This is a genomic window from Clostridium sp. HBUAS56010 (assembly GCF_007115105.1).
Lineage (GTDB): Bacteria > Bacillota > Clostridia > Lachnospirales > Lachnospiraceae > Lacrimispora.
On the sequence record NZ_SULJ01000002.1, the window covers coordinates 355,867 to 368,096 of the forward strand.

Annotated in this window: 11 protein-coding genes; 2 read left to right on the forward strand and 9 right to left on the reverse strand. The window is 41.1% G+C overall.

Annotation, left to right across the window (positions count from 1 at the left end):
• Positions 1-62 precede the first annotated feature (62 nt).
• The 6 genes from FAY33_RS06305 to FAY33_RS06330 all read right to left on the reverse strand — a co-directional run bounded on the left by FAY33_RS06305 (position 63) and on the right by FAY33_RS06330 (position 5,684).
• Positions 63-1,352: an ATP-binding protein gene (locus tag FAY33_RS06305; protein WP_143319934.1), complete on the reverse strand. Its 1,290-nt coding sequence runs from the start codon at positions 1,350-1,352 to the stop codon at positions 63-65.
• Between the two features lie 60 nt (positions 1,353-1,412).
• Complete coding sequence (gene pheA / locus FAY33_RS06310) at positions 1,413-2,549, reverse strand: prephenate dehydratase (protein ID WP_143319936.1); 1,137 nt, start codon at positions 2,547-2,549, stop codon at positions 1,413-1,415.
• 31 nt (positions 2,550-2,580) lie between these two features.
• Positions 2,581-3,333: a lysophospholipid acyltransferase family protein gene (locus tag FAY33_RS06315; protein WP_143319937.1), complete on the reverse strand. Its 753-nt coding sequence runs from the start codon at positions 3,331-3,333 to the stop codon at positions 2,581-2,583.
• A gap of 54 nt (positions 3,334-3,387) precedes the next feature.
• Positions 3,388-3,810 carry a putative ABC transporter permease gene (locus FAY33_RS06320; protein WP_243126618.1) on the reverse strand — a complete coding sequence of 141 codons (423 nt, stop codon included), beginning with the start codon at positions 3,808-3,810 and terminating at the stop codon, positions 3,388-3,390.
• Between the two features lie 91 nt (positions 3,811-3,901).
• A complete protein-coding gene (gene cls / locus FAY33_RS06325; RefSeq protein WP_143319940.1) occupies positions 3,902-5,413 on the reverse strand; it encodes a cardiolipin synthase in 1,512 nt (503 codons plus the stop codon).
• Between the two features lie 91 nt (positions 5,414-5,504).
• Positions 5,505-5,684 (reverse strand): DUF4250 domain-containing protein, encoded by a 180-nt coding sequence (locus tag FAY33_RS06330; RefSeq protein WP_143319942.1) that lies wholly within the window; start codon positions 5,682-5,684, stop codon positions 5,505-5,507.
• 129 nt (positions 5,685-5,813) lie between these two features.
• Here FAY33_RS06330 and FAY33_RS06335 point away from each other — a divergent pair, with 129 nt between their 5' ends.
• Positions 5,814-6,818 carry an asparaginase gene (locus FAY33_RS06335; protein ID WP_143319943.1) on the forward strand — a complete coding sequence of 335 codons (1,005 nt, stop codon included), beginning with the start codon at positions 5,814-5,816 and terminating at the stop codon, positions 6,816-6,818.
• 63 nt (positions 6,819-6,881) lie between these two features.
• Here the strand turns inward: FAY33_RS06335 and clpB are convergent, their stop codons facing one another.
• The gene (gene clpB, locus FAY33_RS06340) at positions 6,882-9,470 is read right to left on the reverse strand and encodes an ATP-dependent chaperone ClpB (RefSeq protein WP_143319945.1); all 2,589 of its coding nucleotides are present in this window, start codon (positions 9,468-9,470) and stop codon (positions 6,882-6,884) included.
• Positions 9,471-9,696: 226 nt separating this feature from the next.
• Between clpB and FAY33_RS06345 the strand changes: the two genes are divergently transcribed.
• Positions 9,697-10,239 carry a glucan-binding protein gene (locus FAY33_RS06345; RefSeq protein WP_243126620.1) on the forward strand — a complete coding sequence of 181 codons (543 nt, stop codon included), beginning with the start codon at positions 9,697-9,699 and terminating at the stop codon, positions 10,237-10,239.
• Positions 10,240-10,386: 147 nt separating this feature from the next.
• On the opposite strand, the gene FAY33_RS06350 is transcribed toward FAY33_RS06345, so the two are convergent.
• Both FAY33_RS06350 and FAY33_RS19315 read right to left on the reverse strand, forming a co-directional pair.
• Positions 10,387-11,367 (reverse strand): Gfo/Idh/MocA family oxidoreductase, encoded by a 981-nt coding sequence (locus FAY33_RS06350; protein WP_347562662.1) that lies wholly within the window; start codon positions 11,365-11,367, stop codon positions 10,387-10,389.
• Between the two features lie 28 nt (positions 11,368-11,395).
• A complete protein-coding gene (locus FAY33_RS19315) occupies positions 11,396-12,169 on the reverse strand; it encodes a class B sortase (RefSeq protein WP_143319947.1) in 774 nt (257 codons plus the stop codon).
• Positions 12,170-12,230: the final 61 nt, after the last annotated feature.

The window sequence follows — 12,230 nt, forward strand, 5'->3', positions numbered from 1 at the left end:
TTCTATTTTACTCTATGAATGTAAGTTTTGTGTCAGGTCCAGGTAAAACATTACACAATCTCCTATTTTTCTTCCATTGTCCCCAAAATATAAGTCATAAATTGACTTGCGGTTCTTCCGGAAAGACCACCATGCTGTAATTCCCAGATATTCGCCTTCGCATAAAGTTCTTCTAAAGGAATGCGAATCTCATATCGGCTGGCAAGTTCCTTCACAATGTTTAAAAACTCTGCTTTATCTGGAGAACCATAATAAATCGTAACACCAAAACGGGCGACAAGAGAAAGTTTTTCCTGGACGGTATCGTTATTATGTAACTCATCATCCAGTTCCCGTTTATCACTGAATTTTTCACGGATCAAATGACGTCTGTTGGAAGTTGCATAGATCAGCACATTTCCTGGTTTAATTCCAAGACCGCCTTCAATGATTGCCTTTAAATATTTATACTCCAATTCCGAATCTTCAAAAGAGAGATCATCCATATATATGATAAATTTATAATTCCTGTCCTTCAACTGCTCCTGAACCTTTGAAAGCACCTGAAACTGGTGTTTATAAACTTCAATAATCCGCAGCCCTTTGTCATAATATTCATTGAGAACGGCTTTGATACTTGAAGATTTCCCCGTACCGCTGTCTCCGAAAAGCAGAACATTATTAGCCGCCTTTCCTTCCAAAAATGCCTCTGTATTCTCTTTCAGTTTCTGCTTTTGACGTTCATAACCTACAATATCAGAAAAACGGACAGGCTCGATATTGGTTATAGGCACAATCTTGGGGTCCCTGCCTTCCTCTTCCACACGAAATGCCTTATTTAAACCAAATTTTCCTACTCCGAACCTGCGGTAAAATTCCGTTACCTCTGCCTGAAACTTCCTGGCATCTTCTGCCTTTGCCAAAGTCTTTGCCAGGGTCAGAATCTGATCCCTGATCCGCTTGTTATACACCTTGCTGCTTTCATCAGGTGCCTGATAGTGTTCGAGAGAGGACCAGATTCCAGAAGAGCCAAGGGCATCCAGGGTCTTGATATCATAGCAAAACAGTTCTTTAAATATATGAAAATCATGAGCCGCCAGCTCATTAATGGTTCCCGTCACAGGACCTACAATCTCACAGGACGTGCTGTAGGCATTTTCGTTGTCTGCCAGACATAATGCCAAAAAGCAATGCCAGAGATTCCCTTCCAAGCCATACGTGGAAGCCAGGTCAATCAGCTCACTGGCGCAGGAACAGGAATCCGGCATTGCTTCCTTTCGTTCTTCTGGTGTAAATGTAAAAAGTTCTGCAATCCGGTCAAATAATTCCCGGTATTCTAAGCTGCGGTAAAGTATCAGTTCCTGAGATTTCATAATTTCCTCCTTGTGTAAAGTTTAAGTCCGGTCCAAAACAGACCGAACTTAAATAAATCCTTAATAATTTCCTAAAACCCGCATGTTGCGGCTTTCCTCTGAAATACCTTTTAAGGCATTCTGAATGGAGCCCTGACTTAAATTTCCTTCAATATCTACAAAAAAGCGGTATTCCCAGTTTCTTCCTGGAATAGGTCTTGACTCGATCATGAACATGTTAACTCCATTATAAATAAAATTACTTAATATATTATAGAGAGAACCGCTCTTATGGGGAAGTTCAAAGCTCAGACTGATCTTTCCTGCATCTTCCCTGTAACATGCTTCTTTGGAAAGAATCATAAAACGGGTGGTATTGTTTTTATTATGATTAATGGAAGACTTTAATACTTTAAGCCCATAAAGCTGTCCTGCCACCTCACTGGCAACTGCCGCCTGTGTGGGATCGCCGTCTTCCAATATTTTTTTTGCAGCTACTGCTGTATTCTCCACGCTGATCTGTTTCCATTGGCGATTGGCATTTAAAAATTCGGAACACTGCATCAGTGCCTGGGGATGAGAAAACACCGTCTCTATTTCTTCTATCTGTCCCTTTTGAATGCCGAGAAGCGCATGGCTTACAGGGAGAAAAACTTCTGCTACAATGTAATTATGATATTTCATTAAAAGATCATAGTTATCGGTTACAGCACCTGCGGAAGAATTCTCAATAGGAAGCACTGCATAATCCGCCCTTCCCTCCTCCACGTCCTTCATGGCATCATCCCAGCTTGATACATGATAGGCATTGGAATCCTTTCCAAAATACCTTAAAGTCGCTTCATGGCTGTAAGCACCTTCCACCCCCTGGTATACAATTTTCACACCTTTCGTATTGTGGTTCTTGACAGAATGAAATGTCTGCTCTGTCTGGATTCCGGATTCTGATAGCTGCCGGTACTGGTACATCCGGCTGATGGTCATCATCTGGGTAAACAGTTCTTTTACAGACTGTTTTAAAAATTCTCCTTCCACCATTCCTGTCACAGCTTCAATTTTCTGCTGCTCTCTTTCACCATCATAAACCGGCTTACCTGTACTGATTTTATATTCTGCCACATCACGGCATAAGTTCATCCGCTTTTCAAAAAGATTCACAATATCACGGTCAATCCCATCAAGCTGCTTTCTGATTTCCTGTAAGTCCAATGTCTTCATAATTCTTATCTTCCCTTTATCTATTGTATGATTATGCCTGGTCTTTTTTAGTTTCAGCCTGTTCTCTCAGCATGGTTTTAATCTGGTTTTCTACATATGCACCCGGAAATTTACGCAATTGGGGGTCTAATTCCTTGATGTAGAAAGGAGTTCCATATTCGATTGTTACATGAGAGGGACGCATAAACGGAAGATGCTTTTCAAATACCTCCGCAGTTCCTGTGATGGCTACCGGAACTACCGGACAACCACTTTTTTCTGCAATTTTAAGGCTTCCTTCTTTAAATGGAAGAAGTTCTGTCAGATCTTCATTCTTATTTCGGGTTCCTTCTGGAAAAATCCAGACAGATACTCCGCTTTTCACCTGCTCGATCCCAGTAAGAATGGTCTTTAACCCCTCTTTTAGATTCTTTCTGTCTAAAAACAGGCAGTTGACATACTTCATCCAGGTAGAAAGGAGAGGAACTTTCTCCATCTCTTTTTTTGCCACGAATCCCATAGGTGCCGGTACTGTGGTATAGCCTACTAAAATGTCAAAGTAACTTCTGTGATTCCCAACATAGAGAACAGCACAATCCGTTGGAATATTCTCTTTCCCCTTAACTGTAATCTTAACCCCTGCCAGAAAAAGCACTAGCCGGAAAACGCCCTTTACCACAGCAAGGCTCTGTCTGTCCCGCTGGCCACGGTTTTTCTTTCCTACAGCCCCTTGATAGAGCATGACCGGAATACTGAAAATCAAAAATAATATGACTGTTGCTGCCACTAGAATAAAACGTATCATTGCTTTCGCCCTCCATTTTACCTATTATATAAAATGGTTCGTTTAATTACAATACTACCTTCCTCTCTTTTTCGTAATTTGTTCAAACAACAGTCCTGTCGCAAACCAAAGAGGTGCAAAATCCAGACGGATCAGGCCATTAATATTGGTACTGCGTCCGGTATAATCCCAGGGACATATTCCAGTAATATTTAATATTGTCCCAAATAAATATTCCGCCACAAAAATAAGTACCATATATATAAAACCATGCCGTATGGCAAGGTCTGCCGGCCTTGTCCGCATTAACTGTCCCGGATTCAGCCATTGATCAATCAGATTCCCAATGGGTCCAAGGAGTGCCCCGCACCCATAGATTGGAAACATCAAAAGAGAGGTTTGTCCCATTAATCTCCAGTCATGACGCAAAATAGACTCTGTAGAGGTAAAAATCACTTCGAGGCACCAGCCGGTTATTCCGCATCTGCAGAAATTCATCGGTAAATCTTTTAAATTTAAATGTGATAGTGTCTTCATAAGATTCATTATGTGCCGGATCTTTACAAATTATGTTCTGCTCTTGAGAATTCTATAAAAGAGGTGAAAGCAGTCTGCTTCCTTGTTCTTTTATCCGGATGAAGATGCTTCTGGCTGCATAAATTTCGGGAGTAATCTCTTTGCACAACTCCAGGTCTTTTAAGAACAGCTCCTCTAGCTTCTCTGTTGTTTCTTCATCATAAATGACTGCATTTACTTCAAAATTCAGTTCAAAACTGCGGATATCCATATTGGCAGTTCCATAAGAGCTGACCCTTCCATCTGTCATAACCCCTTTTGCATGAAGGAAGCCGTTCTCATAGGTATAACATCTGGCTCCTGCCAAAAGCAGATCCCCTACATAGGAATAAGATGCCCAGTAAACAAAGGGATGATCCGGTTTACATGGAATCATAAGTCTCACATCCACTCCGGAACGGGCTGCAACCTGCAGCGTAGTCAGCACCGCATCATCGGGAACAAAATAAGGTGTCTGAATATAAATATGGTGCTTTGCCTTGGAAAACAGGCGGATATAATTATCCCGGATCTGTCTGCTCGCCGCATCCGGTCCGCTCGCAATGATCTGGATTCCCAGCTTTTTCTCCTCTTTTGTCATATCAACCACACCCATGGATTCCAGACAGGTTCCGTCATCATTTTCACAGAAGTATCTCATATGCTTGAATAAATTCTCTCCGGTGGCATAATTCCAGTCCAGCGCAAAACGGATCTGAAGGCTTAATACAGACCCTCCGGTAAGTTTTAAATGAGTATCTCTCCAATAACCGAACTTGGAATCTTTTGATATATACTCTCTTCCGATATTAAAACCGCCCACATAACCGACCCGGTTATCAATAATTACCAGCTTTCTGTGATTTCTGTAATTCACCCGAAGCTGAAGACGGCCTAAAATGGGTGGAAAAAAGATTCCAACCTTTACACCACTTTGTTTTAACTTTTTCCATTTTGCTTTCGGCATAAAACGCCCGCCCATACCATCGCAGAGAATTCTTACTTCCACTCCTGCCTTTGACCGTTCCGTGAGAATGGGAATGATGGATTCAAAAAGCTCATCATCTTTTATAATGTAATACTGGAAATGGATAAAGTGAACAGCTTTTGCCAGTTCTTCCCTCAAATCCTGGAATTTTTCCTCTCCATCGGTAAAAATAGTCACATCATTATCAACGGTCAGAACTGCTCCTGATGTCTCCAGATTATAAAGAACCAGATCCCCATAATCTCTTGACAGGGAAGACACCAGGCTAATATCGTTATTTTTCAAGAATTCTTCCTGGTTTTTTGCCGAATAGCGCATCCGGTCTTCTATTTCTTTTACCCGGAACATCTTATTTTTTCGCATATCCTGCCCCAAAAGCAGATAAAACAGGATTCCAAAAACCGGAATAAAATATAATGCCAGCAGCCAGGTCCAGACAGCCTTCGGGTCCCTCCGCTGAAAGAAAACAATAATAATGGAAAGAATCAGATTAATATAGATGAGATGTGTCATTAACCATCTCCACACCTCCACTGTCTGTGTCCAAACCGTTTGCATGAGACTCCCTCCTGTCATTTTTCATTTTGGCAAAAGGGGCCACCGCATAAGCGGCGCCCCTCTGCCTTTCCCTTACAGGGAATGTCCCTGTTTATATAAATTGATTCTTATCTTCGTCATAGTGATAATCTATGGCAGCCAGGGTTGAAACAATCTGTTGTTTTTCGATTCCAAGACTGAGACAACATTCCTCCAGTGAAGAATAAAAATCTCTCAGTTGTGTATTTATATAACTTAATAACATCACCGGTTCCTTGGGTATATGAGTCATCTTTTGCTCTCCTGTTTCTAAATATATATGATTTTAACACAGTTATCCTCAGTTTTCAATAAATCCCCTGTACGAATGAAAAAAGAAATGCTACAATCAGATTCAGAATTCTCCAGGAGGTAATTTCATATGAAAAAAATACTAATGCTTGGTACGGGCGGAACCATTGCCTGCAAGAGAAGTGATGCTGGATTAAAACCACTCTTAACCTCCAATGAACTTCTCTCCTATGTCCCAGATGCGAAAAAATTCTGTAAAGCAGACAGTCTTCAGATTCTCAACATTGACAGCACCAATATGCAGCCAAAGCACTGGCTTGCCATTGCAAAAGCCATTGAAGAACATTACAGGGAATATGATGGGTTTGTTCTCTGTCATGGAACGGATACTATGGCTTATACGGCTGCTGCACTATCCTATCTGATTCAGGATTCCCCAAAACCCATTGTGATAACCGGCGCGCAAAAACCTATTGATATGGAAAATACCGATGCAAGAACCAACCTTTTTGACAGCCTGTGCTTTGCCAGCGATGACCGTTCCCACGGAGTCACCATTGTATTTGATGGAAAGGCCATAGCCGGAACAAGAGGAAAAAAGATGCGGACAAAAAGCTACAACGCATTTTCCAGTATTAACTTTCCATACATTGCGACCATTCAGGATGGACATATTCTATTTTACCTTGATGATAAAAAAACATACTCCTGCAATGTAACGTTTTTTCATGATATCAATTCACAGGTGGCACTTTTAAAACTGATTCCTTCCATGGGGGCGGATGTGCTTGATTATATGGCAGAACATTACGATGCTGTGATTATCGAGTCTTTTGGTGTGGGAGGACTTCCTTCCTATGATACCGGAGATTTTTATAATGCCATTGAGAAATGGATTTCTCTTGGAAAAACAGTGGTTATGACAACCCAGGTAACCAACGAGGGAAGCAACATGTCTGTATATGAAGTGGGACAATCCATAAAAAAGGAATTCGGACTTTTAGAAGCTTATGACATGACCTTAGAAGCTACTGTTACAAAGCTGATGTGGATTCTTGGGCAGACAAAAGAACCAAAAGCCATCCGGGATCTGTTTTACAAAACCATTAACAGGGATATTCTTTTTAGAACTTAAAAACTCATTCAAAAAACCCTGACAGCTTTCCTTTTAAGAGACAGAAAGCTGCCAGGGGCTTTTTTATTCTGGGTAGGCAATCATCTTTTGTCCATCTTCGGAAACATCAATCACGATGTGTTCTCCTGAGCGGAGCTGATCTCCCAGTATAATTTTGGCAGCCAGAGTCTCCACATGCTTTTGGAGATACCGTTTTAATGGTCTTGCTCCATATGCGGGATCGTATCCCTGATCTGTCACCATATCTTTTGCAGCATCGGTTAATTCAATCTTAATCTCCCGATCCTGCATTCTTCTGTTGAGATCGTTAACCAGTAAATCAATAATCTCTCTGATATTATTCTTACTTAAAGGCTTAAACAGAATGATTTCATCCAACCGGTTCAAAAATTCTGGGCGGAAATGATTCCGCAAATCATTCATTACCATGGTCTCTGAATCTTTGCGTATCTCCCCATTCTCGTCTATTCCTGTTAAAAGATACTGGGAACCTATATTCGAAGTCATGATAATAATTGTGTTCTTAAAATCAACGGTTTTTCCTGTCGAGTCTGTAATTCGTCCATCATCAAGCACTTGCAGAAGCACATTAAACACATCTGGATGAGCTTTTTCTACCTCATCAAACAGAACTACCGAGTAAGGTTTTCTTCTGACTGCTTCCGTAAGCTGACCACCCTCATCGTAACCAACATATCCAGGAGGTGCTCCAATGAGGCGGGAAACGGAATGCTTCTCCATGTACTCACTCATATCTATTCTGACAATATTATTCTCATCATCAAACAAATTTTCCGCTAATGTCTTTGCAAGCTCTGTCTTTCCCACACCGGTTGGTCCCAAAAACAGGAACGAGCCAATGGGTTTGGTAGGATCTTTTATGCCCGCTTTGGAACGGATAATGGCTTCTGTTACTTTTATAACCGCCTCTTCCTGACCGATCACCCGTTTGTGGAGTTCTTCATCCAGATGAAGAGTTTTATTACGTTCACTTTCTGTCAGTCTGGACACAGGAATTCCAGTCCATTTGGAAACAATCCTTGAAATTTCTTCTTCTGTTACACTTTCATGAACCAGACTTAAATCCTGATTCTTCACCCGTTCTTCTTCCTCAGCCAGTTCTCTCTGAAGCTGCGGCAGTCTTCCATACTGCAGTTCTGCTGCCCGGTTTAAATCATATTTCTGCTGTGCATCCTGAATTTCCCGGTTTAAACTTTCAATCTCTTCTCTCAAAGAGGACAGCCGGTCTACCGATGCCTTTTCATTCTCCCACTGGGCTTTCTGACCAGCAAATTCATCATGAAGCTCTGCCAGTTCCTTCTGCAGTTCTGCAAGACGCTCCTGACTTAAATGGTCTGTTTCTTTTTTAAGGGCTGCTTCTTCTATCTCCATCTGCATAATTCTTCTTGACAGCTCATCCAGTTCTGCCGGCATGGAATCTAATTCTGTCTTAATCATGGCACAGGCTTCATCTACCAGATCAATGGCTTTATCCGGTAAAAAACGTTCACTGATATAACGGTCAGAAAGTGTTGCCGCTGACACCAGGGCTGAGTCAGTAATCTTTACACCGTGATACACTTCATACCTCTCCTTTAAACCTCTTAAAATAGAGATGGTATCTTCCACTGTAGGTTCCTCTACCATGACCGGCTGGAATCTTCTCTCCAAAGCAGGATCTTTTTCCACATACTGACGGTATTCATCAAGAGTTGTTGCACCAATGCAGTGAAGTTCTCCTCGTGCCAGCATTGGTTTTAACATATTTCCTGCATCCATGGAACCTTCTGTCTTACCAGCGCCTACAATGGTGTGAAGCTCATCAATAAAAAGTACAATCTGACCATCACTCTTCTTCACTTCATCAAGAACCGCTTTCAAACGTTCTTCAAATTCTCCCCTGTATTTGGCACCTGCCAAAAGTGCTCCCATGTCAAGGGCAAATAACTTTTTATCTTTTAATCCTTCCGGTACATCGCCGCGGACAATTCTCTGGGCAAGCCCCTCCACAACTGCTGTTTTACCTACACCTGGTTCGCCGATAAGAACCGGATTATTCTTGGTTTTTCTGGAAAGAATGCGGACCACATTACGAATCTCACTGTCTCTTCCAATCACCGGGTCAAGCTTCTGATCTCTTGCCCGTTCCACCATGTCGTAACCATATTTATTCAAGGTATCATAAGTTGCCTCCGGATTATCCGTTACCACCCTTTGATTCCCTCTTACCGTTGAGAGTGCCATGAGAAAATTCTCCCTTGTAATCCCGTAAGTGCGCAATAACTCCTTAACGGAACTGGAGGGCTGTTTGAGAATTGCCAGAAAAAGATGTTCCACAGAAACATATTCGTCTCCCATTCCCTTGGCTTCATCCTCTGCACTGATTAAAACTTTATTTAGATGATTGCTGATATAGAGCTGACCACCACTTACTTTCGGCAATTTCTGAATCGCCTGTACGGTCTCGTTTAAAAATTGCTCTTTTTGTATATTCATCTTGGTAATCAGTTTTAAAATCAGACTGTCTTCAATCGTAAGAAGACTGTAAAGCAAATGTTCCTGTTCGATTTGCTGATTGCCATATTCATACGCAAGCTTTTCACAATTCTGGACAGCTTCCATTGATTTTTGCGTAAATTTATTAATATTCATAATCGCTTCCTCCTTTTTAATGGCGATATAGAAGCACTTCTTTTGTTCTATATGTAATATAACAAACCATTCATCAGGTGTCAAGATATTTTCCTGAAATTTTATACAGATTTAAGTCAAAAACCTTACAGTTCTCTTTCCTCCGTTGAATTTTAAAGGTCCATCCCTTATAATCAAAACAGATATTCCATAAAATGAATTCTTATAGAAGGAGGTGGTCACTTTTATGAATATCCTTCACTCCCATTGTTTTTTCTCTGTGCGCACAGTTGTGGCACTGGCAGTTTTTATTCTCTCTCTGGAAGCAGGTCCCTGGCACATGAACAGTTTCGCCCATACAAAGGACGAATCCATTTACATGTCGGGTAATTGGGTAGAAGATGAGGCTGGCTGGAGGTTCTTTAACCAGTGGAACTCCTCTTCTCCAGCAGGCACCTGGGGCGAACATCAGGGAAATTCCTATTATTTTATGGATAATGGATATATGGCGACCGGCTGGAAATATATAAATGATCACTGGTACTATTTTAACCCTGCCGTGGGAAAACAAGAAGGTTCCATGGTAACCGGCTGGATTCATGATCCAGATTATAATGGCTGGTTTTACACCAGCGAACAGGGAATTATGGCAACCGGCTGGCACAAAATTGATGGTTCCTGGTACTATTTTAACCAGGATCAGAAAAATGTACACGGACTGATGGCAACAAGTAAAATGATAGATGGATCCTATGTGGATTCCAGCGGACGCATGGCAGAGCCGCGGTAAGCTCATCTGCTGTTTTTCTCTGCCAATCTCACTCTCCCTCTGATTCAATTATATTTTTGTAAATCAGCAGACCGTATAAAATACCTCTATATAGAACGAGATGATTCAAGGCTCTATATAGAGGTGTTTTATTGTCCCGATGTTTTTCTACCCTTCAAATGGATACTTTATTCCCCACTGTCTTCGTAACTCATCCATAACCTTCATAATCTTTAAAGTAGTTTCATGAGGCATCTCCGGACATTCCAAAAGTCCCTGTTCAATGGCTTTGGTGCTGGCTTCAATCTGGTATTCATATCCTGATATCTGCTCAGGTCTTTCATAGGTTTTAACCAGTTTACGGTTTGTATCATAGATTTTTATGGATTCAAAATTATTAATATTTTCGATAACCATAAATCCTTTTGTTCCATAGATAATTCCCTGACGGTCTGAAAGCACCTGGAGAGAACTGTTAAGAATCGCCATCTTCCCTTCTGGGTATGAGAGCGTGATGCTGTTTTGGGCATCCACTCCTGTGTCCGTCTTTATTACGCTGGACTGAATATCTGTTATCTCATCGCCAAATACAAGAGATGCAAAATTAATGGTATACACACCTACATCAAGAAGGGCTCCTCCTGCAAGTTCCGGCTGGATAAGCCTTGGTTTCTGGGATACCAGATAACAAAGATTTGCTGTGAGTGTCATGGCGTCTCCAATGATCCCGGAAGCCAGGACCTCTCTTATGGTCTGTGCCATGGGCATATACCTTACCCACATGGCTTCAGTAATCAAAAGATTCTTCTCTTTTGCCAGTGTTATCATTTCCTCCGCCTGGGAATGGTTTGCTGCAAAAGACTTCTCGCAAAGCACATGCTTTCCATGCTCCAGACATAATTTTGCATTTTTACAATGCTCTGAGTGAGGGGTTGCAATATAAACCAATTGAATCTCAGGGTCTTTTACCAGATCTTCGTAAGAACCATAAGCTTTTTGAATAGAAAAACGTGATGCAAACTCACTGGCCTTATCAAGACTTCTGGAAGCAATTCCTACAAGTTCTACGTCTGGCATCTTAACCATTGTGTCAGCCAGAGTCGCTGCAATCCTGCCCGCTCCCATAATTCCTATTTTCATTGATGTCATAGCTTAAACCTCCTTATTTTCACTTCATTTACTTATACTTTTTGTTAATTCCAGTATAACATAGGAGTACTGCCTGTACAATCGTTCTCTCCCCTGATCCATGGCAGGTAGACATCGTGAGAATGGTATTTTCTACAGAGGGAACATCATCTCCTGAATACAGGGACGCGTCCATCATCTCATCTATAAATTCCTTCTTCTCAGCGGTCCACTCAAATTGTGTTTTATAACATGTCAGGTCAGATTCATCTCTTACCTGAACCGAAAATATCAACCCATTGTACCAATTGCCTTGATAACATAATTGAATAGTCCGATGGCGGTTATAATATTCCTCATTTCTAAATTTATTTAAATCTGCAAACATGCTGCCGTCTTTCATGCTGTGTCCGAAAACAACCACATTGCCCCATTCAACTGCTTCTGGATGTTCCTGTACAAAAAGACAGCCTGCTGGATTGACTGTTTTTTCAAACGTGTGATTCAGATAATAGCCTGGCTTGGGATTTTTCACTACTGGATAAGATATCGAAGTCTGGGGAACGGACAGCCAGAATAAGTAATCCGGGTTAATTTGTTTTAATTGTACCTCTTTTTCTTGTTTTCGAGTTATTTCCTTTTGTATATTCTCTTTTAATCTTACATACTCCCGCCTGGCTCCAACGTAGTTTTTATAATGAAATAGGAGTTGAAAACTAAAATAGAGTATACCTGTAAAGAATATTGCTGCCAGAATAAAAGTGAAGCCCTGTTTTCTTGTCGTGTTTTTTATTTGATATCTTTCCTCCTTCTCTCTTTTAATTCCGAGTGTACTCTAATAAAACATTCTTTCTTTAAGTAGTTTCTCTTTATCTTTAAATTAC